This window comes from Dermacoccus sp. NHGro5 (genome assembly GCF_017565385.1).
GTDB lineage: Bacteria > Actinomycetota > Actinomycetes > Actinomycetales > Dermatophilaceae > Dermacoccus > Dermacoccus nishinomiyaensis.
On sequence record NZ_JAGEKQ010000012.1, the window covers coordinates 12305 to 32917 of the forward strand.

Genomic DNA, 20613 nt, shown 5'->3' on the forward strand with positions numbered 1-20613 from the left:
AGTTTCATGAACTGTCCTTCATCCACGCACACCCCTAACGTCACTGCCATGACGCACCTGCTCACCGGTTTCCTCACCGGCCTCGGCCTCATCGTCGCCATCGGATCGCAGAACGCCTTCGTCCTGCGTCAGGGGTTGCTGCGTCACCACGTCGGGCTAGTCGTCGCCATCTGCGCACTCGGCGACATCGTCCTCGAACTCGCCGGCGTGCTCGGCATGGGTGCCGTCGTCTCCGCGCATCCGGACGCGCTGCGCGTCATCAAGTGGCTGGGTGCGGCCTATCTCGTCTGGTTCGGGCTCAACTCGTTCAAGAACGCGCGCCACGCGGGCAGCCTCAGCCCTGCCGACGCGCCCCCGATGAGCCGGCGTGCGGCCGCCGCCACCGTCGCGGGCCTGACGTTCCTCAACCCGCATGTCTATCTCGACACGGTCGTCATGCTCGGTACCGTCGCGAACTCCCATGGCGCGCAAGGGCGCTGGTGGTTCTACGTCGGGTCGATCAGCGCGAGCGTGCTGTGGTTCGTCGCGCTCGGGCTCGGAGCGCGTCTGCTGACGCCCCTCGTCCGCAACGCCCGCACCTGGCAGGTCATCGACACGGTCGTCGGCGTCATGATGTTCGTCTTCGCGGCACTGCTCGTGACGTCGTCCTGACCGCCCCACCGCGCCGCACGAGCGTCCGAAGGCGCCGAAGAATAGCCCTTCGTATCAAGATCCCGGCGCGATGCGAGCACCGGACTAGGTAGAAGCCCGTTCATCTGTCACGCTTGTGCCGTGACTTTCTCTGTGTGGTTCGACGGCGACGAAACCCTGTGGGACAGGCGGGGCTACATGCTCACCGGCCTCCTCGACGAACCCTGCCACGTCGACGACGACACGCGCGCGCCCGAGCTGTTCCCCGACGTCCTGCCCGCCATGGTCGACCTGGCCGAGCGCGGCAGCGTCAACCTCATCGACTACGCACCCATGCCCGCCGGCCATGAGCACGTCCTGCCCCCGTTCGCCGCCCACGTCGACGCGCCCGGAGCACCGTCGGACCTGCCGCCCGAGCTGCACGACACCGAAGCCGACCTCAACTGGCTCGCCACGTTCGAGCGCATCGACGCCGTCATCGCCGAGAGCGGCTCCGCCCCCGACGACGTCGTGCTCATCAGCAACACCGTCGGACCCTTCGCGAAGGCGGCCGAGCGCGGCTGGCTGACGGTGTGGCTCAACCGCGACCGCGTCGCCAACCTCTCGGAGACGATGCCCAGCGCCGAGATCCACTCGCTGCTCGACCTGCCCGAGGCCCTCGACGCCATCGACGAGGCACGCGCCATCATCGCGGGGCTCATGCCGAGCAGCGAGGCGACCCTCGCGACGGCGCTCGACGGCGTCACCCCCGCCTGAGGCGACGGGGCACAAGAACACCACGCGCCAGGGTGTTTCGCTCACAAAAACACCCGTTGACTACAGTTGATGGCCGCATCGATCGGTGCGGCCATTGCCGTCCCCGCGCACTGGTGACCGCCTACCGAAGGACGACCCAGCATGGTCGACTCCCCCGCCAGCCACGGCGCGTCATCCGCGACGCCTGAGCCCGGCGCTGCGAACTCGCCCGACGTCGACGCACCGCGCGTCGCCCTCTCCGGTGGCCGCACCCGGCCGTCGCTCGACGACCGCGGTTTCCTCGGCCACCCCTCCGGCCTGGGCACGCTGTTCAACGCCGAACTATGGGAACGCTTCAGCTACTACGGCATGCGCGCGATCCTCGCGTACTACCTCTACACGGCCGTCAGCGAGGGCGGGCTCGGCATCGACCAGCCGACAGCCCTGTCGATCGTCGCGACGTACGGTGCGTCGGTCTACCTGCTCAGCGTCGTCGGCGCGTGGCTCGCCGACCGCGTCATCGGCGCCTTCCGCGCGACGCTGTACGGCGCCGTCATCATCATGCTCGGCCACGTCTTCCTCGCGCTGCCGGTGGCAGCGATGTCGTGGGTCGGCATCGCCACCGTCGCGCTCGGAACGGGCCTGCAGAAGGCGTCCATCTCGGCGGTCGTCGGGCAGCTGTACGACCGCGAGGACGGCCGTCGCGACGCCGGTTTCTCGATCTTCTACATGTCGGTGAACATCGGCTCGTTTTGCGCGCCGTTCGTCGTGACGTTCCTCAAGGACAGGTGGGGTTTCCACGCCGGATTCTCCGCCGCGGCTGTCGGCATGGCCTTCGGGTTGATCGGCCTGTTCGTGTTCCGCAAGCACCTGCACGGCGCAGGAACGAACCCGACGAGCCCGCTCACCGCGGCCGAACGCGGTACCGTCATGCGACGCGTGGGGCTCGGCGTCGTCGGCGTCGCGACCGTCGCCGCGATCTGCTTCGCCCTGTCGGGGACGACGGCGAACGGCGTCATCAACACCGTCACGGTGATGTCCGTCATCGCCGCGGTCGGCATGTTCGCGATGATGTTCAAGAGCCCCAAGGTGAGCGCCGCCGAACGCCGCCATCTGCAGGCGTACGTGCCGTTGTGGATCGGCGCCGCGCTGTTCTGGATGATCTTCGAGCAGGCCGCGAGCAAGATGGCCGCGTTCGCCGCCGAGCGCACCGACCTCGGCTCGATCTTCGGCATCAAGGTGAACGCCGAGTTCTTCCAGAGCGTCAACCCGCTGTTCGTCGTCGCCCTCGCGCCCGTCTTCGCCGCGATCTGGCTGCGCCGCGCCGGCAAGTTCCCGAGCACCGGCGCGAAGTTCGCGTTCGGCGTGCTCATGGCCGGCCTGTCGTTCGTGCTGCTCGCGTTCTACTCGAACCTGTGGCTGCACGGCCCGACGGCGCCGATGTGGGCGCTCGCGAGCGTCTTCGTCGTCCAGACGATCGGGGAACTGTGCCTGTCGCCCGTCGGCATCTCCGCGACGACGAAGCTCGCACCCGCCGCGTTCACGACCCAGGCGATGGCGCTGTGGTACCTCACGTCCGCCGTCGGCCAGTCGGCCGCCGCGCAGGCCATCCGCCTCATGGAGGGCCTCAGCGACACGACGTTCTTCCTGACGCTCGGCCTCATCACCGCTGGCTTCTCGCTCGTCCTCATGGCCCTCGTGCCGTGGATCGGACGCCACATGCGCGACGTCGAAGCCGTCAAGACGGCGTGAACAATGCGTCGTGACGACGCGCTGAGCTGACGCCTCATTGAGGTGACGCCGCGAGACGCGCAGGAGGGGCAGGTGGATGTCCACCTGCCCCTCCTGCGCGTTACGTCCACATCTGCGAATCTGGCTCTTCAGAGTTGAGTGTGGGCGCGCCGGTTGGGTCGGGTAGCTGGGGAAAGGTGGGAACGCCACGAAACGTCGTCCCGCACCAGCCGGGTCAGCTGCGCCAGGGCGTACACGAACACCAGATCGAAGAACAGCTCTAGGTTGCCCACCTACCCGCTACCGCTATCCCGCGCGTCGGCCCCGCTGCCCGGCTCAGAGTCCTCGCACACCGGCGAAATCATCCCCCTACGAGCCCGGCTATTCCCACCCCCGAACCGACGGTGCTGCTGTGGTGGACCACGTGAGGGCGGGCACAGGTTCAGGAGGAGGTGACAGGCAGGTCCTTGGGAAACTTGCGCTGTTCGGCAGTTCGGCCGTTCGGGTGGCGGCTACCTCTCGGACGTTCCCACATCGACGAGCTGGCTCGGCCTGATCTCCTGCCCCGGCGCACCACTCCGGGGAGTGCTGCTCTTAGCGCTGATCGGAGCGCTGACCGGACTGATCGGGCTGCGCGCCTGGGCAGGATCACAGCATTTCTAGTGGTCGCGGTCCGCTCGGCGGCGGAAACGCTCGATCCAGAGCATCCAGGTCTTCGCGGGTCAGCTCCACGTCCAGAGCTGTGGCGTTGTCGCGCACATGCTGCGGGCTGCTCGCCTTGGGGATCGTACAGAGCGAGTCGCGACGCAGCACCCAGGCGATGGCCGCCGCCGCGGCGCTGACGCCGTAACGGGCCGCGACGTCGTTCAGCGTCGCGTCCTGAAGGATGCGGCCCTGCTCGATCGGCGAGTACGCCATGACCGGCAGCTGGTGGTCGGTGCACCACGGCAGCAGGTCGTACTCCGGTCCTCGCCGCGACAGGTTGTACAGCACCTGATCCGTGGCCAGCCCGCTGCTGCCCGGCACGTCCCGCAGGTCGGTGAGGGCCCGGTGGTCGAAGTTGCTGACGCCCCAGTATCGGATTTTCCCGTCCTCGACCAGCTGTTGGAAGGCCGCGACCGTGTCCTGCAGCGGGTACCCGCCCTGCCAGTGCAGCAGGTAGAGGTCGATCCGATCGGTGCCCAGGCGTTTCAAGCTGCGTTCGCAGGCCGCGATCGTGCCGGAACGGGAGGCGTGGGACGGCATGACCTTGCTGACCAAGAACGCCTCGTCGCGGCGACCCGCCAATGCTTCACCAAGCACCTCCTCCGCGCCACCGTCGGCGTACATCTCGGCGGTGTCGACCAGCGTCATGCCCAGCTCGAGGCCGGCGTGCAGCGCGGCGACCTCGTCGCGGCGGCGGCCGGGGTCCTCACCCCAGCCCCAGGTGCCTTGGCCCAGCACAGGGATGAACTCCCCGCTCGGCAGCGTTATTCGCCGCATCCGCGATCACTTCCCTTCTGGTTGTGCTGAGGTGGGACGTGGGCTGAGATCCTCGAAGGGCCAGCGCATCTCCGGCCAGTGCTTGCGGTACCGAGGTGCCGGGTGTCGAGCCGGTCATTAGCCCCGCCTGCGCCATGTGGCGTACCGGGCTGCTCACGAGCGGTTTCCGGCGCCGGTGGGCTGGTCGGCCTGACTGAACAGTACCGGAATGGCGGAACAGAAGGCCCGGAAGTCATCGGGTGAGCGGCTGGTGGCCAGGTTCCCGTCTCGGGCCACCCCCATGGTCCACCACGTTCGCCCGGTCGAGGCCGCGGTGGCGGTAGTCGTTGCGTTGCACCACTCGTCCGGGGCTGGGCTGGCGGTATTCGGCGCCGACCACCGCGTCAGCGTCCGCGAAGAGGAGGGCGTTGAGCATGGTCTGCAACAGGCTGCGCATCATGTCCGGTGAGGCCTCGGTGAGCAGCTCGCGAAGAATCGCAGATGGGTACGGTGCTCTGACAGCTGCCGACCGTCACGTCACCACCAGGCGTGGAAGTGGTGGACGGGGCCGTGGCCGTCGCCGCGCCCGACGTCGAGGTCGCCACTCGCGGCGAGCGCCTCCGTCACGTAATCCTTGGCCTCCCGCGTCGCCTGCGCCCACGAATCGCGTTGCGGCCGGAGTGCCGTCATCGCCGCCGACAGGGTGCATCCGGTGCCGTGCGTGTTGCGCGTGTCGATGCGCGGCGCGCTCAACCGGGCGGGCTCGTCGCTCTCGGCGGGGACGAGGAGGGCGTCGTCGCTCTTCGCGCCGCCGCCATGGCCGCCCTTGAGCAGCACACCAGACCCGAGGGTGACGAGGGCGCGCGCGACGTCATCGCTCGCCTCGCGTGGCGCTCCGTCGAGATCGAGCAGGACCGCGGCCTCCGCGAGGTTCGGCGTGATGACGTCGACCTCCGGCACGAGACGCTCGCGCAGAGCGGTCACGGCGTCCTCGTCGATGAGCCGGTCACCGCTCGAGGCGACCATGACAGGGTCGAGAACGCGCGGCACCCCGCGCAGCGCCGGGTGGTCGGCGAGCACGTCGGCGACGGTCTCGATGACGGCCGCCGAGCCCAGCATGCCGATCTTAAGCGCGTCGATGCGGACGTCGTCCACCAGGTTCTCGAGCTGCGTGCGTACCTGCTGCGGCGTCATCTGCGTCACCGCCGCGACGCCCCGCGTGTTCTGCGCGACGACGGCCGTCACAACAGCGCACCCATGCGTGCGCAGGGCGCCGAAAGCCTTGAGATCAGCCATGATTCCCGCACCGCCGCTGGGGTCGGTGCCGGCGATCGTCAGGACGTTGGGGATGCTCATCTCAGACTCCCTGTGCTCGAACCGCCGGCGGCGTCGAGTTCACGGCGCAGCGCCTGGGTCGCGGCGAGCGGATCGGGCTGCCCGCAGATCGCCGACACGACGGCGACGCCCTGCGCGCCGGCGGCCACGAGCGCGCGCAGGTCCGGCAGCTTCACCCCGCCGATGACGACGTTGGCGAACCCGCCGGCCCGTGCCGCGTCCGTGATGGCGCCGACGCCGTCAAGCCCGAGCGGTTGCGCTGCGTCCGGCTTCGTCGGCGTCGCACGGAACGGCCCGATGCCCAGCAGGTCGACGGTGCCGCGCGGCAACCTCGTTGCAGCAGCGACCTGTTCGAGGTTCGACACCGACCAGCCGAGGTGGAAGCCCTCACCGACGACACGGTCGGCGAGGCGCCGCGCCACGACAGGATCAAGGTCACTCTGGCCGAGGTGCACGCCGTCAGCCCCGACGGCGAGCGCCACGTCGAGACGGTCGTCGACGACGACGCGGACGCGCCGTGCTGTCGCAACGGCGTCGATGACCCGCGTTGTGAGAGAGCACAATTCGCGGGTTGAAGCGTCGTGGTCGCGGATCTGGATCATGTCGACACCACCGCGCGCAGCAGCCTCGGCCGTCTCGACGACACCGTCGGGCCCGCCACACAGCGCCGTATCGGTGACGAGGTACAGCTCGACGCCGCGCCCGTCAGACATCACGACGCCACTCGCAGATCGAGCGTCGCTGCGACGCTATCGCCCTCGAGGCGCGCCAGGGCGTCGAGGAGTTCGACCGCGAACGAACCCGGGCCGCTCGCCCAGTGCGCGGCGTCCTCGGCGGCGAGCGTCATCGTCGCGGTCGCGGCGGCGGCAGCGAGCTGCGCCGACCCGGCGACCGGTAGGTAGGCCGCGACGAGCGCTCCGAGCGCGCACCCGACGCCCGTCACCTTCGTCATGACGGCGTCGCCGTTGCCGATGCGCACCGTCGGCACGCCCGGCGCGACGACGGCATCGACGACGCCGCTGACGGCGACCGCCCCGCCCGTGCGCTCCGCGAGTCGCGACGCTGCCGCGAGCGCCGCGTCGACGTCGTCACCGGCGTCGACCCCGCGTCCCGCACCCTGTTCGCCGGCCAACCCGAGCACCTCGGAGGCATTGCCGCGGATGACGGTCGGGGCGTGTTCGAGCAGGTCGCGAGCGAGCTGAGTGCGCACCGGCAGGGTGCCGACCGCGACCGGGTCGAGGCACCACGGGCGCCCGGCCTCGGCGCGCGCGGCAGCCGTCGCGCGCATCGCCTCGGCTGTCGCCGCCGTCACGGTGCCGACGTTGACGAGCAACCCGTCCGCGATACCGGCGAAGATCGGGCCCTCCTCGAGCGAGTCGACCATGGCCGGCGACGCTCCGACAGCGAGCAGCACGTTCGCCGTGAAACCGGTGACGACGGCGTTCGTCATGCACTGCGTGAGCGGTGCGGCGTCACGCACGGCGTCGATGACGCGCCCGATCGCTTCGGGGGTGATGGCGAGCGCCTGAGCTGACGCGTCCGCGCCTGCCTCGTGCGCGGCGTCGGGGGACTGTGCGTCGGGGCGGCTCCTGTCGCCGCCTCTCTGGCTGGCGCTGCGTGTCGCGTCGCTCGACGCGCCTGGGGTGTGGTCGGGCTCGTTCGTGGGCGCAGTCATCGTGCGTCTCCTTCCTCCGCCGGCATGATCCGGATCAGGTGTAGGCACCCTCGTGAAGAGGATGCTGGCGGTCGGCTTGCGCCTCTCAGCCGTGATGGCTCCCGCGGGACGACCCCAGCTTCGCAGATGACGTACCCCGCGTGGGCTTCGTGTCCCACGGACGCAGGTGCGGAACGTCGATGGCGTGTGGACGTGTTCGCCCGGCCAGCCCCACCGCCGTACCCGTACCTCCCCCTCGCGCGTCACGACGCCGAGCGAGAAACCCACCGCGCCCATCACAGTCCGTCGCGCAGCACGCGTCAGCACCGACGAGCCCGTCGCGTCATCACCCCAGGAAGTTCGCGTTGGGGCCTGGCGGCAACGGTCACCTGCGCCGCCCCCCACGGGCGGGTCACGTAGCCTGGTGGCAGATCAGCCACCCCGCGCGCGAGGAGTCAGACATGCCCCAGGCCCAGATCGGCATCTTCGTCGATGGTGCGACGTCGAGCGAGTACGTCGAGTTCGAGGTCGAGCCCGGCTCGCTGACGAAGCTGTCGCAGCTGCTGCCGCTGTTCGAGGCCGAGCAGGACGACGTGGGCGTCAACTTCGTCGTCGGCGTGCGGCCGTCGCTGATGCAGCAGATCGCCGCCGATCACGCCCCCGAGAACGTTCATGACTTCGACACCGACGTCGTCGGAACCGACGGGTACGTCATCCCCGGTACGCAGCGCGACCTCGTCTTCTGGGTGTTCGGCGGCGCGCGCGACAAGGTGTTCGACGCGACGCGTCACCTCATCTCGTTGACGCGCCAGGTCGTGCCCGGCACACGCGTCGTCGACGAGACGGAGGGCTGGGTCTACCAGACGAACCGCGACCTCACCGGTTTCATCGACGGCACCGAGAACCCGACGACGATCGAGCAGTACGACGAGGCCATCGTCGCCGACGGCAAGCCGGGCGCCGGCTCGAGCGTGCTGCTGCTGCAGAAGTGGCCGCACAAGCAGGCGAAGTGGGAGGCCCTCTCCACCGAGGAGCAGGAGAAGGTCATCGGCCGCTCCAAGGTCGACTCGATCGAGATGGACCCCAAGCCCGAGACGTCGCACGCCGAACGCACCGACCAGGACGACTTCGGCCACATCGTGCGCCGCAACATGCCGTTCGGTGACGTCGGCGAGCACGGCACGATGTTCGTCGGCTTCGCGTGCGAGCAGAAGCGCCTGCACGACATGCTCGAATCGATGGCCGGCGTCGGTGACCACCCGCGCGACGAACTGACGAAGTACTCGAACGCCGAGACCGGCTCGTACTACGTCATCCCGCCGGTCGACGCGTTCAAGGGCTGACGGCGAGCCCTCATCGTCGCGCCCGAGAGCGGGCGGCTGATCGAAGACGGGCGCAAGATGGCGACTAACTCACGAGTAGGCACACAACTACGCGCCTACTCGTGAGTTACCCTCCACGCTGCAACCTGCAGCAGGCCCTGATCTGCGAACCCGACGTCTGGGGACTCCCGGTACCACGCAGAACCCACCCGAAATCCGCGCGACACGGTACGTCGAACGCACCTACGCTCGGACGATGACGAACCCCGCCGACCTCGAACCGATCCCGGTGCCGCGCCTCGAGCGTGACGGTGTGGTGCTGCGCGCCCACACGATCGACGACGCCGACGAGGTGACGCGACGTGGCGCCGACCCGCTCGTCCAGCGGTGGACGACGACGCCCGCGAACTACACGCGCGACATGGCGCTCGAGTTCGTCACGCGCATGACGGGGCCGAGCCGCGACGCGATCTGGTGGGCCATCGAGGTCGACGGCCGCATGGCAGGTTCGATCGACCTGACGACGTGGGGGCGCGGTTTCTCCTACGGCGCGGCGGGCGTCGGTTTCGCGCTCAGCCCCTGGGCGCGCGGGCGGGGCGTGATGACGCGCGCCGTGGCGGCGGCCGTCGAGTATGGCTTTGACTCGCTGGGCCTCGACACCATCATCTGGGAGGCTTACGCGGGCAACGTCGGCAGCTGGAGAGCCGCCTGGGGCAACGGCTTCCACGAATTCACCTACGTCTCCAGCCTGCTCGTGGGCAAGGACCGCCTCGAGGACGCCTGGCACGCCGTCCTCCGGGCCGACGAACCGCGTGAGCCGCAGGGCGACTGGCACCTGGCGATCGAGAAACCCACCACGCCTCGACGCCGGCGAGGCCTCTGAACGGCCAGCCCCGCCCCCGCCAGGCGCGGCCTGCTCCCCGACACACCTGCGATTTTCGTCCACATTCGGCATTCGCCAGTGCCCGACGACGATCGCAGCGTCGCGCCCGCCGGGCGTCATGGCTATCGGGCGAGCTCACCGGCACGTCACGCGGAGACGAAAGCGCCGATGACGTCGCGCACCTGCCGCCCCGCGACGAACAACCGCGGCGAGCAACCGTGGCGAATGTGGACGAAAATCGCAGATGCGGACGCGTATCGCAGCTGGTCACAACCAGCGGCCGACCTGTTCGTGCTGCGGGCCGGGGAGACGTCGGACGGGGGTCTTCCAGTCGACGCCGTACTGCTTGCCGACCCACCACCACAGCCACGCCGTGATGCCGAAGATCAGCGGCAGCGAGAACAGCAGCGCAGCAGGGTTGACGGCGCCCTGCTCGAGCGAGTTCGGCGTCAGTGGCGCGAGCAAGAACGACATCGTGTTGTTCGCCGCATGCACGAGGATCGCCAGTTCGAGGCCGCCGGAGCGCCACACCAGCGCTCCCATGCACAACGCGAAGCAGGCGATGTCGATCTGGCCGACCCAGTCATACCCGTGGCCGAGCATGAACAGCGGCACGGGCAGGATGATGCCCCACAGCGGCGACTTCAGCCACGTCCCGAGCGCCTGCTGCGGCATGCCGCGAAACAGGTACTCCTCGCCCGCGCACTGCAACGGCGTCAGCACGAGGATGATGACGTACGACGCGACGAGTGACGCCGAGAGAGGCGGCACCGTCAGTTCGTCGCGGCCGAACAGCAGGGGCGGCACGAGGATCACGAGGGCATAGATCGGCACGACGACGCGCGCCGCACGCCCCAGCAGACCCCAGCGGAATCGCCCGAACACCGAGTGGATCGACCCGCGACGCCCGGCGCCCCACCACGACGCGAGCACGACGATGGGGACGAGCGCCGCGAGCGGACCGAGCATCGCCATCAGGTCGGCCGGGTTGCCACCGTCCTCGAGGCTCTCGCTCGCAGCGGGCAGGCCGAGGCCCTCCCATGCGAGCGCGACGACGCCCAGCGCGATCATCATGACGATCGTGACACCGAACGCCACACCCAGCGTCGCGAAAGGACGCCACCACTGCGCGACGCGCCAGTCGATGCGTGCCATGCGGTGATACGGCAACGGCTTCGGTTGCTCGAATGCCCACGCCGGGGGTGGCTTGCGCGGACCGGCTTGCGCTGCAACGGGATACGCAGCGCCGGGCGACGCCGGCGCCAACAACACCCCAGGCGGATACTGAGGCTGCGGAGCTGACGGCTGGGACCAACTAGCCGGCGCAGGCGCACCCGAAGCTGCGGGCCGGGGAGCTGACGGCGGGGGCCACCCGCCAGGGGCAAGCGCTCCAGCCTCGGGGGCCCCTGGCGCCGGGGGAGGCGACCCTATCGATCCTGTGGGCGGCAGTGACCAACCGTGCGGCATGGGTGCGCCTTCGTGCCATGCGTTGGGCTGCTGCTCCGTCGGCGCCGCGGCGTCGCTCGCGGAAGCTGCCGACGTGTGCGCCCGGGAATCCGGCGCGGGCGAACCCGGAACCGACGCCGGGGTCTCGCGCGGTCGCGGGGGAACGTAGCGCCAGGCGTCGTCGTCCGGATGGGTGCGTTCGTCGGTCACGACGCCTACTGTGTCACGCGTCGATGAGGGTGCGCTGAGCACCATGACACGACGCGGTGAGCCGGCGCTCGGCCTTACGACATGAGATATCAGGGGTCGTGCGGTGTCCTCGTATGGCTCGGGTGACCCGTCCCCCACCGTTCACACGCTGCACACCGTCTACTGGGCACAGCCGATCGATGACGGCCTGCGCCACGACGCCGGCGAATGCCGCGCCCATGAACACGAGGAGCGCGACGTCAGGCCGCGCGTCGACAGCGCGACGGAGCCACCCGGGACAATCACGCGACCAGCCGGCAGCGCCCACGAACACGAGAAGCGCGCCGTCCGGCCACGCGTCGTCAACGCGACGGGCCATTCGCGGGAGCCCTGTCGGCCGTGCCCGTCAACAACGCGGACGGCGCGACGGCGGGCCACCCGTCATGCACGCCCGCCGTCGGACGATCTGGTCGTGCGCAGCGAGCGACTGCTTTCTGACGCCGCACCACCCCCCGTCACGAATGTGGACGAAAAACGCAGATGGGTACAGGCCGGCGGCGCCAAGAAGACGAGCGTAGGGGGACACGCCCCGGCGGCCGAGCCGGCCACGCCAGGCCGATTTCACCGCGCGGACGACACCCGGCGGGCGGCGCCGAACGTCAGCCCTGCGAACCGCGCCACAGGCGCATGGCGACGACGAGCGCCCCGACGAGCGCCGCAGCCATGAGGCACACCGCGACGGGGTGGGCGCCGGTGCTCGCCATGCGGATCAGGACGACGGCCATGACGGCCAGCGAGATGCCGACGCCGAGCGTCACGATGAGTCGTTCCGCGAGTGAGATCTTGCGGTGTTCGTGGTTCATCGTGCACCTTTCACCTGCTGACCTCGCGTTCAGCCGAACGCCCCCGAGGCCCTGCGCGCCGACCTCCCCCGAGCTCATCATCCTCACCCTATCTGGACGTCTGACTGAATTTCCGGACATCGCCTCGAGACACGCCGACCCCACCGCCACCCGCCCCGCGAAAGCACCGCCGGCTCCGGTCATGGCGGGGCAGAGTCTCACTGGGAGGCACACCCACCCATGAGGGCAGCGCCGGCTCGCCCCACCGGCAACCTCTAGAATCACGGCGTGAACGAACAGCCCGCAGAGGACGACGACGCCCGTGACGACGCGTCCGTCACCCCCGAGCAGGAACAGCTGTTCGCCGAGACCGCGATCGATGCCGAGGACATGGCGACGACGTTGCGCGTCATCGGGATGCTGCACGAGCTGCCCGCGGGCCACCCCGACATCGAGACGGTGAAGCGCGCCGCGGGCACGATGTACAAGCGGGTGCGCAAGGCGCGTCGCGCGGAGGCGAGGGCAGCTGAGCTCGGCCCGTTGCGCGAGCAGGACGCGAAGGTGCTGGCGTCGACGGCGACGGGTTCGCCGCTGCGCATCGACGACGAGACGAAGGGAATCCCGTTGACGTCCAACGTCATCGGTGAGGTCGCCGGAGAGCTCAACACGCCGCGCGGGTGCTACATCTGCCACGCCAAGTACACGACCGTCGACGCGTTCTATCACTGGTTGTGCCCGAACTGCGCGGCGATGAGTCACGCGAAGCGTCACCAGCGCGTCGATCTGCGCGGCAAGCGCGCCCTGCTGACGGGCGGTCGCGCCAAGATCGGCATGTACATCGCGCTCATGCTGCTGCGCGACGGCGCGCACCTGACGATCACGACGCGTTTTCCCCGCGACGCCGCGCGTCGTTTCGCGGAGCTCGCCGACTCACCGGAGTGGATCGACCGCCTCAAGATCGTCGGCATCGACCTGCGTGACCCGACGCAGGTCATCGCCCTCGCCGACGAGGTCGCGGCCGACGGCCCGCTCGACATCCTCATCAACAACGCGGCGCAGACGGTGCGTCGCTCGCCGGGAGCGTACTCGAATCTCACTGCGGGAGAAGAGCTTCCGCTGCCGCGCGACGTCAAGCTGCCGCAGATCGTCCAGTTCGACCGCATCAGTGACGCTCACCCCGCGAACCTCGCCGGCACCCTCGCGGCCTATCAGCACACCCACGCCACTGACGAAGCCGAGCCCCAGCCCGACGCCGGACGTGACGTCCACACGCCCGGCGTCACGCCCGCGGCCGGCCCGCTCAACCCGTCCGATGCCCACGACCCGGCCCGCAGCGCGGCGGCGATGACGTCGCTCGCTCTGTCGGCGGGGCATGCGAGCCTCGAGGCGCATCAGGCGGGCACGGCGGTCGACGCGGGTGGCCTGTTGCCCGACGTCGTCGACACGAACAGCTGGAAGCAGAAGGTCGAGGAAGTCGATCCGCTGGAACTCCTCGAAGTGCAACTCTGCAATTCAACAGCGCCGTTCCTGCTCGTCAGCCGTCTGCGCCCGGCGATGCGTGCGGCCGTCGCGCAGGGGGCGCGGCGCGCGTACGTCGTCAACGTCTCGGCGATGGAGGGGCAGTTCTCGCGCCGTTACAAGGGCCCCGGCCACCCGCACACGAACATGGCGAAGGCGGCGCTCAACATGATGACGCGCACGTCGGCGGGTGAGATGTTCGCGACCGACAAGATCCTCATGACGGCCGTCGACACCGGCTGGATCACCGACGAACGCCCGCACCACGAGAAGCTGCGCATCGCCGAGGAGGGCTGGCACGCGCCGCTCGACCTCGTCGACGGCGCCGCCCGCGTCTACGACCCGATCGTCATGGGTGAGAACGGAATCGACCAGTACGGCGTCTTTCTCAAGGACTTCGCCGAGCATCCCTGGTGACGGGCGCGCACCCCCGGCGCTCGGGGGGAGCAATCACCGTCACACCAGATCTCGAACGACCTCGTCGACGCCGGTGCCGCGACCACCCCAGGCCTGCAGGTGGTCGAGGTAGCCCTTCGGGGACGTGCTTGATCCGTTTCCTCTCCGCGCGACCGCCGACCTGACGCGCAGTCTGCAGGCCCTGCTTGCGCTCCTTGCGAGTGCCTGCAGCGCTGGCGACGACGTCGTCGAAGGCGACGAAACCCCCCGCGGCCAGGGCTTCGCGCGCGCTCGCGAGGTAGTGCCGCTCCTGCGCCCAGGCGTGCCGGGCGACGAGCAAGAACGCGGTGACGCTGACGGCGATCTCAAGGGGATCGCCGGGCCGTCGCGACCCTCGGGTACCGGCGAGTTCCACAGGAAGTGCAGCCCCCAACCCAGTGCGAAGAGCCCGTGGAACGTGAGCACGCGCCGCGCCAACGACACCCGACGAACGCGCCGACGAGCAGACCGTGCATCGACCGCCGCAACGTCCGCGAGGCCACGAGCATGATGATGACGACGCCGAGCATCTTCGCCCGTTCCTCGCTCGTGGGGCCCGCGATGGCGGCGCCCCGGTCGGCCCCCTTGCCCTCGGGCAGGGGCTTCGCCGACAAGGCGAACAGGTGGTCGTTCGCATGCATCGCGAGCCAGGCGAAGCCGTTGCGCGTGCTGAGTTTGCCCCCGTCGAAGGCGACAGCCACACCCTGCTCGTCGAGGTTTCGCACGATGCGGTCGGCGGTCGTGTCGAAGTCGACGCTACCGTCGACGACAGCCAGCGTCAGGGTCTGCTCGTCCTTCTCGAAGTAGGCCGAGGAGCGCGAGAAGGACGGTGCCGTCACCCCGCCCTCAGGTGCCCGGAACGTCACGGAGTCCCCGGTCAGCCCCCTCGAGCGTCTTCGTCTCACTCGCCGCGACCGTCTCGACGGGAGTCGGGGTCGCTGCCGAGATCGCTGCCAGCACGGCCCAGGTCGCGCCCAGGAGCGCCGTGATGGCCAGAGCGGGCCCCACCTGCGTGATCTTCATCTGCCCTCCGATGGCATCGCTCGGTCGTCAGGTCGATCGTCGCAGGTGGCCTCCTCCCCTCCACTCCCGCCATGCCCGAGCCGACGCCCCGAGCGCGACGAAGGCGCCCCGCAGGCCGCATGGTCTTCCAGGCAGGGGCGAAACGCTTTGCTAGCGTCATGACATGACTGCCACCCCTGCCAGAGAGGGCTCGTCGACGCCTGCGGGCGCGTCGTCGGCCCCGTCAGGGCGCGGCGGCTCCCGCGGCATCGTTCCGCGCGAGGACGCCTCGTCGCTCGTGTTGCTGTTCGCCGGTGCCTGCGCCGTCACGATCGCGGCGACGCGCGCGTACCTCGTCCTGACAGGCTACCCGCGGGTCGGCGGCGAGGTCTCCCACATCGCGCGCGCCCTCTGGGGCGGGCTGCTGCTGACGATCGCGTGAAGCTCGGTTCGCTCGCGGCGTCGATGTACCTCGCGTCAGCGGCCGTCGGTGTCATCGCAGGCATCCTGTCGCTCATCGCGTTCCGCGCCATGAGCCCGAAGCACCAGAACGTCGAGCGTGCGTTCCGTTACGGCTCCATCGCGATGGTCCTCATGCTCGCCGTCGCCAACTCCCTCGGCGCCTACACGAGCCAGTTCGAGATCCTGCTCGAAGCCGCCCTCCAGGCCCTCGCACTGTTGACACTCAACCTCTGGGCCCGCGCCGAACGCGCGAGACAGGAAGCAGCCCGCCTCCCAGAGACCCCCCATCCCGCAACGAACGCAGAGCACGTCGAAGGAGCACCGTCAGCATGAGCACCCCCACCCGTCACCACCCCGCGGTGGCGAACGACCACGGATGGTTGCCCAAGCTGCTGGGGCTGCTCGTCGCCCTGGGCGGCGTGTGGTCGCTCGTGTCGATCCCGCTGCCGCGCAGCGACTTCGCCGACTGGGTCGACGACCTCTTCGCCGTCGTCGGCGTCCCCGCAGGCCCGAGTCTCTTCCTCGCCCTGTGTCTTCTCATCACCGCCGCAGCCCTGAAGCGCGGGCTGCGCGCCGCGTGGGTCGTCGCCCTCGCCGTGCTCACCCTCCAGTTCGTGGCCTGCGCGATCGTCGCCGTCAGCATCTGCACGGACAGCCTCGACGAGGAAGTCGACGACATCACGATCGCCCTCATCGTCGTGACGACGATTGTCACCGGCGCGTGGCTCGTCCTGCTCGTCATCCGGCGCAAGGACTTCCCGGCCCGCATGCGCTCAGGCTCCCTGCGGCGCGCGATCGTCACGCTGCTAGCCGGTCTGCTCGCCTGCATCGCCGTCATCTTCATGCTCTCCTGGGCGGCCCCCGGCGACCTGCACGGCGGTGAGCACCTGTGGTTCTCGATCCGCAGCGTCACCGGCATCTCCATGCCGCACGGCATCTCCGACGGCGCCAACGGGCCCCACTGGCTCGCCGCGTTCGCCGGCATCCTCGCCGCCGGCGTGCTGCTGCTGACGGTGTGGCGCTACACCGAATCGGCCGAACGCTCCGAGGTGCAGTCGGCCGACGACGAACTGCACGTGCGCCGCCTGCTCGCGCTGCACGGCAACCAGGATTCGCTCGGCTATTTCGCGACGCGCCGCGACAAGTCGGTCGTCTTCGCCCCCGACGGCGAGGCCGCCGTCAGCTACCGCGTCATCGGCTCCGTCTGCCTCGCCTCTGGCGACCCGCTCGGTGCCCGTGAGTCATGGCCCGCCGCCATCGGCGCCTGGCAGGCCCTCGCCCGCGAGCACGCGTGGCGCTCCGGCGTCCTGTCCGCCTCGGAGACGGGTGCGCGCGCCTACGTCGAGGCCGGGCTCAAGGCCCGCCCCCTCGGCGACGAAGCCGTGGTCGAACTCGACACGTTCAGCCTCGAAGGGCGCGCGATGCGCCCCGTCAAGCGCGCCGTCGCGCGCGTGCGTGAGGCCGGCTGCACCGTCGACGTCGAACGCCACTCGCGTCTCGACGCCGAGACGCTGCGCCAGATCACCGAACTGTCCGAGAAGTGGCGTGGCGACGAACCCGACCGCGGCTTCTCGATGGCCCTCAACCGCCTCGAGGACGCGACGGACGGCCGCTGCGTCGCCGTCCTCGTCCGTGACGCACAGGGTCAGATCGTCGCACTGCAGTCGTTCGTGCCGTGGGGCATGCGAGGGCTGTCGCTCGACCTGATGCGCCGCTCCCCGAAGGCGCCGAACGGCGTCAACGAGGCGATGGTCGCGGCGCTCGCCGACGCAGCGTCCGACCTCGGCGTGCGCGACGTGTCGCTCAACTTCGCGATGTTCCGCTCCGTGTTCACCGGTGCCGACAAGGTGGGCGCCGGCATCGGCGTGCGTCTCGCCGACCGCATCCTGTCGATCGGCAACCGCTTCTGGCAGCTCGAATCGCTGTACGAGGCGAACGCCAAGTACCTGCCGCGCTGGGACACCCGGTTCGTCTGCTTCGACTCCGTCGGCGGCCTGCCGCTCATCGGCATCGCCTCCGGCCGCGCCGAGGGCTTCCTGCCCGGCCACGCACCGCGCCCCAGCCACGACGCGGACACGATCGTCCACCTGCCCGACGGCACCGAGGCGCCGCTGGCGCAGCTCGTCGCCGCGCAGGACGAGGAGCTGCTCACGCCCGCACGACCCGTGCAGCGCCTCACCGAGCAGCAGCGCGTGCGCCACGCCAAGCTCGACGTCCTGCGCGAAGCCGGCATGGAGCCCTACCCCGTCGACGTGCCGTACACGATGACGGTCGATCTTGCCCGCAAGGCGATTGCCGAAGGCAACGAGGTGGACGCCGGCGTCGTCTCCCTCAGCGGCCGCGTGCGAGCGCTGCGCGACCTCGGCGGCGTCGTGTTCGCCGTCATCGAGGAGCACGACGTGCGCCTGCAGGTCGTGCTCGAGGCGGGCGCTGTCGATCCGCAGTTCATGCGGTTGTGGCGACGCACCGTCGACGTCGGCGACCACGTCTCCGTGACGGGCACGCTCGGCCACAGCCGTAGCGGCGAACCGTCGCTGCTCGCGTCGTCGTGGTGCATGGCGTCGAAGTCGCTGCGCTCCATCCCCAGCGACCACACGGGCTTCACCAACCCCGAGGCACGCGTGCGTCAGCGCTACCTCGACCTCATCGTCAACAAGGATTCGGCAAATCTGCTGCGCGCGCGCTCGCGGGGCGTCAGCGCTCTGCGTCGCGCGTTCGAGAAGCGCGGCTACATGGAGGTCGAGACGCCGATGCTGCAGGCCGTGCACGGTGGCGCGAGCGCGCGACCGTTCCGCACGCACATCAACGCGTACAACGCCGACCTGTACCTGCGCATCGCGCCGGAGCTGTTCCTCAAGGAACTCGCCGTCGGCGGCATGGACCGCATCTTCGAGCTCAACCGCAACTTCCGTAACGAAGGCGCCGACGCGACGCACAACCCGGAGTTCACCTCCGTCGAGGCGTACGCCGCGCACGGCGACTACAACACGATGCGCGTGCTGACGCGCGAGCTCGTCCTCGAGGTCGCCACGGCCATCCACGGCGAGCCCGTCGCCGTCCGCCCCGACGGACACGGCGGCGTCGAGCGCCTACGTCTCGACCACGAGTGGCCCGTCGTGCCCGTGCACAAGGCGGTCTCGCAGGCGACCGGCACGACGCTGACGTCGAACACGCCGCTCGAGGAGGTGCGCGCCGTCGCCGACGCGCACGACGTGCACTGGGCGGAGACGATGACGGCCGGTGAGGTCGTGCTCGAGCTGTACGACGAGCTCGTCGAGGGCCAGACGACGATGCCGGTGTTCTACACCGACTTCCCACTCGAGACGTCACCGCTGACGCGCACGCACCGCACCGACCCGAAGCTGTCGGAGCGCTGGGATCTCGTCGCGTTCGGCGCCGAGATCGGCACCGCGTACTCGGAGCTCGTCGACCCCGTCGACCAGCGCAACCGCCTCACCGAGCAGTCGTTCAAGGCCGCCGCTGGCGACCCCGAGGCGATGGAGGTCGACGAGAACTTCCTCGCCGCCCTCGAGTACGCCATGCCCCCGACGGGTGGGCTCGGCATCGGCGTCGACCGCCTCATCATGATGCTGACGGGCAACAACATCCGCGCGACGCTCGCGTTCCCGTTCACGCGACCCAACGAGGGGCAGTGATGGCGTAACCGTCGCCCTGCCGCCTTGTTCACAGCGTGGCGCGCATCGGTCGGCCAGGAGCACTCTCCTCCTCGACGGGTGCGCGCCACGCTTCGTTCGGGGTGTGGGATGTGGACGGGTCGGGTTGCGGCGCGGGTACGTCGAGCCGCGGCGGGGTTGGGGCTTTGGTGCGGGGGCGTCGGGTCTGGCGAAGAGCCAGCCTGAAGGGCCGATGCGGATAACGGTGCGGTGAACGCCGCGCGTCATTGCGCCGAAGTGCAGGTGAATGGGTGACGATGGGGGCATGCGTGACATCTCGGCGACCGACGGGGACGCCGACCGACGACCCCCTGCGCCGCGTGACCCTGTTTCACGGGAAACCACGTCGGGCTCCGCCGCACCGGATGAGGCGGCATCGGCCGACGCGCCATCCGATACGGGCGGGTCGTCGCTGCCCGGATATTCGCTGACGGACGTGCTGTTGCACGGCCCGGTGCTCATCGCGCAGGGGCGTCAGGTGCAGCGCGACGTGCCGCGCCTACCCGGTGCGGCCGGGCGCGAGGGCGTCACGAGCACGATCTGCGAGCACCACGCCGAGCGGGACGGTCACGAGCCGCATCTCGTCGTGCTCGGAGACAGCGTGGCCGACGGTGCCGGCGTCGAACACCATCGCGACTCGATCGCGGGGCGCCTCGCGAGCCGCATGTCGGATCGGCTCGAACGGCCGGTCAGCTGGCACGTGCTCGCCCGCTCGGGCGCCGACGCCCGCGACGTCGCCCACCTCACCCAGCCCGCGAGCGCCCAGGCGCAACTCGCGCGCGCTGACGTCGTCGTCATCAGCGTCGGTGTCAACGACGTGAAGAACCTGCGCACCGAGGAGGCGTGGCGCGTCAGCCTGACGAAGCTGCTGACCCGCGTGACGGCGCTCGCCGGCGACTCCCCCGTCGTCCTGCTCGGATTGCCGCCGATCGAAGCACTGCCCGCGATGCCGCAGCAGCTCGGTAATGCCCTCGGCGGGCGTGCACGTCGGTTCGAGGCGATCGCTGCGGCGATCGTCGCGGACTACCCCACCGTCCGCCACGTACCGCTGACGAATCCGAAATGGGCGCGCGACAAGGCCTTCGCCGACGACGGATTCCATCCCTCGCCGTGGCTGCACAAGAAGCTCGCGAAGGAGATCGACGCGCTGCTCGCGTGATCGGCGTTCGTGCGCGCACGGCGCTATCGGACGCGGGCCGAAGCGACCACGCCCGGCCAGGTGAGTCACTTCGTGCTCGTCGAGTCAGTCCCGACTGGCGCAGCGAGCACCATGTGACGCAGCCGGCCGGGCCCC

18 protein-coding genes and 1 pseudogene are annotated in these 20613 nt (G+C 69.8%); 10 read left to right on the forward strand and 9 right to left on the reverse strand.

The genetic code is table 11. The features are described 5' to 3' along the window. Nucleotides 1–48: 48 nt before the first annotated feature. The 3 genes from J4Z35_RS06330 to J4Z35_RS06340 all read left to right on the forward strand — a co-directional run bounded on the left by J4Z35_RS06330 (nt 49) and on the right by J4Z35_RS06340 (nt 3117). A complete protein-coding gene (locus J4Z35_RS06330; RefSeq protein ID WP_062256065.1) occupies nt 49–651 on the forward strand; it encodes a LysE/ArgO family amino acid transporter in 603 nt (200 codons plus the stop codon). A gap of 120 nt (nt 652–771) precedes the next feature. Then, entirely contained in the window at nt 772–1386 is a 615-nt protein-coding gene (locus J4Z35_RS06335; RefSeq protein WP_131941842.1) for a hypothetical protein, read from the forward strand. Between the two features lie 141 nt (nt 1387–1527). Further along, nucleotides 1528–3117, forward strand: a complete 1590-nt coding sequence (locus J4Z35_RS06340) for an oligopeptide:H+ symporter (protein WP_074040476.1) — start codon at nt 1528–1530, stop codon at nt 3115–3117. Between the two features lie 627 nt (nt 3118–3744). Here the strand turns inward: J4Z35_RS06340 and J4Z35_RS06350 are convergent. The 5 genes and pseudogenes from J4Z35_RS06350 to thiM all read right to left on the reverse strand — a co-directional run bounded on the left by J4Z35_RS06350 (nt 3745) and on the right by thiM (nt 7567). Further along, a complete protein-coding gene (locus J4Z35_RS06350; protein ID WP_347813536.1) occupies nt 3745–4539 on the reverse strand; it encodes an aldo/keto reductase in 795 nt (264 codons plus the stop codon). 340 nt (nt 4540–4879) lie between these two features. Continuing rightward, nucleotides 4880–5053, reverse strand: a pseudogene (locus J4Z35_RS06355) (transposase); the annotation flags it as partial. A gap of 41 nt (nt 5054–5094) precedes the next feature. Then, the gene (gene thiD / locus J4Z35_RS06360; RefSeq protein ID WP_074040479.1) at nt 5095–5913 is read right to left on the reverse strand and encodes a bifunctional hydroxymethylpyrimidine kinase/phosphomethylpyrimidine kinase; all 819 of its coding nucleotides are present in this window, start codon (nt 5911–5913) and stop codon (nt 5095–5097) included. Further along, entirely contained in the window at nt 5910–6605 is a 696-nt protein-coding gene (gene thiE, locus J4Z35_RS06365; RefSeq protein ID WP_006945094.1) for a thiamine phosphate synthase, read from the reverse strand. Before thiE ends, thiD begins: the two co-directional genes overlap by 4 nt. Further along, entirely contained in the window at nt 6605–7567 is a 963-nt protein-coding gene (gene thiM / locus J4Z35_RS06370; RefSeq protein ID WP_083603904.1) for a hydroxyethylthiazole kinase, read from the reverse strand. The genes thiE and thiM overlap by 1 nt, the downstream gene beginning before the upstream one ends. 440 nt (nt 7568–8007) lie before the next feature. On the opposite strand from thiM, the gene J4Z35_RS06375 reads away from it, so the two are divergent. Next, nucleotides 8008–8889 (forward strand): Dyp-type peroxidase, encoded by an 882-nt coding sequence (locus J4Z35_RS06375; protein WP_006945140.1) that lies wholly within the window; start codon nt 8008–8010, stop codon nt 8887–8889. Between the two features lie 235 nt (nt 8890–9124). Further along, complete coding sequence (locus tag J4Z35_RS06380; RefSeq protein ID WP_074040480.1) at nt 9125–9751, forward strand: GNAT family N-acetyltransferase; 627 nt, start codon at nt 9125–9127, stop codon at nt 9749–9751. Between the two features lie 267 nt (nt 9752–10018). On the opposite strand, the gene J4Z35_RS06385 is transcribed toward J4Z35_RS06380, so the two are convergent. Next, nucleotides 10019–10906, reverse strand: a complete 888-nt coding sequence (locus J4Z35_RS06385; protein ID WP_050786507.1) for a type II CAAX endopeptidase family protein — start codon at nt 10904–10906, stop codon at nt 10019–10021. A gap of 1139 nt (nt 10907–12045) precedes the next feature. Next, complete coding sequence (locus J4Z35_RS06390) at nt 12046–12249, reverse strand: hypothetical protein (protein WP_038569825.1); 204 nt, start codon at nt 12247–12249, stop codon at nt 12046–12048. Nucleotides 12250–12618: 369 nt separating this feature from the next. Here J4Z35_RS06390 and J4Z35_RS06395 point away from each other — a divergent pair, with 369 nt between their 5' ends. Continuing rightward, nucleotides 12619–14163 carry an SDR family NAD(P)-dependent oxidoreductase gene (locus J4Z35_RS06395; protein WP_243754908.1) on the forward strand — a complete coding sequence of 515 codons (1545 nt, stop codon included), beginning with the start codon at nt 12619–12621 and terminating at the stop codon, nt 14161–14163. A 344-nt stretch (nt 14164–14507) separates the two neighbouring features. Here J4Z35_RS06395 and J4Z35_RS14815 read toward each other — a convergent pair whose 3' ends face one another. Both J4Z35_RS14815 and J4Z35_RS06405 read right to left on the reverse strand, forming a co-directional pair. Then, nucleotides 14508–15047: a PrsW family glutamic-type intramembrane protease gene (locus J4Z35_RS14815; RefSeq protein WP_171969858.1), complete on the reverse strand. Its 540-nt coding sequence runs from the start codon at nt 15045–15047 to the stop codon at nt 14508–14510. Further along, nucleotides 15028–15204, reverse strand: a complete 177-nt coding sequence (locus tag J4Z35_RS06405; protein ID WP_160126265.1) for a hypothetical protein — start codon at nt 15202–15204, stop codon at nt 15028–15030. The genes J4Z35_RS14815 and J4Z35_RS06405 overlap by 20 nt, the downstream gene beginning before the upstream one ends. Nucleotides 15205–15367: 163 nt before the next feature. Here J4Z35_RS06405 and J4Z35_RS06410 point away from each other — a divergent pair, with 163 nt between their 5' ends. The 4 genes from J4Z35_RS06410 (at nt 15368) to J4Z35_RS06425 (ending at nt 20478) form a co-directional block, all read left to right on the forward strand. Then, nucleotides 15368–15625, forward strand: coding sequence for a hypothetical protein (locus J4Z35_RS06410; RefSeq protein ID WP_074040484.1), 258 nt, complete (start codon nt 15368–15370; stop codon nt 15623–15625). Continuing rightward, complete coding sequence (locus J4Z35_RS06415; protein WP_006945125.1) at nt 15622–15978, forward strand: hypothetical protein; 357 nt, start codon at nt 15622–15624, stop codon at nt 15976–15978. The genes J4Z35_RS06410 and J4Z35_RS06415 overlap by 4 nt, the downstream gene beginning before the upstream one ends. After that, the gene (lysX, locus tag J4Z35_RS06420) at nt 15975–19301 is read left to right on the forward strand and encodes a bifunctional lysylphosphatidylglycerol synthetase/lysine--tRNA ligase LysX (protein ID WP_074040485.1); all 3327 of its coding nucleotides are present in this window, start codon (nt 15975–15977) and stop codon (nt 19299–19301) included. Before J4Z35_RS06415 ends, lysX begins: the two co-directional genes overlap by 4 nt. 283 nt (nt 19302–19584) lie before the next feature. After that, nucleotides 19585–20478, forward strand: a complete 894-nt coding sequence (locus tag J4Z35_RS06425) for an SGNH/GDSL hydrolase family protein (protein WP_171969859.1) — start codon at nt 19585–19587, stop codon at nt 20476–20478. The last annotated feature ends 135 nt before the right edge of the window (nt 20479–20613 follow it).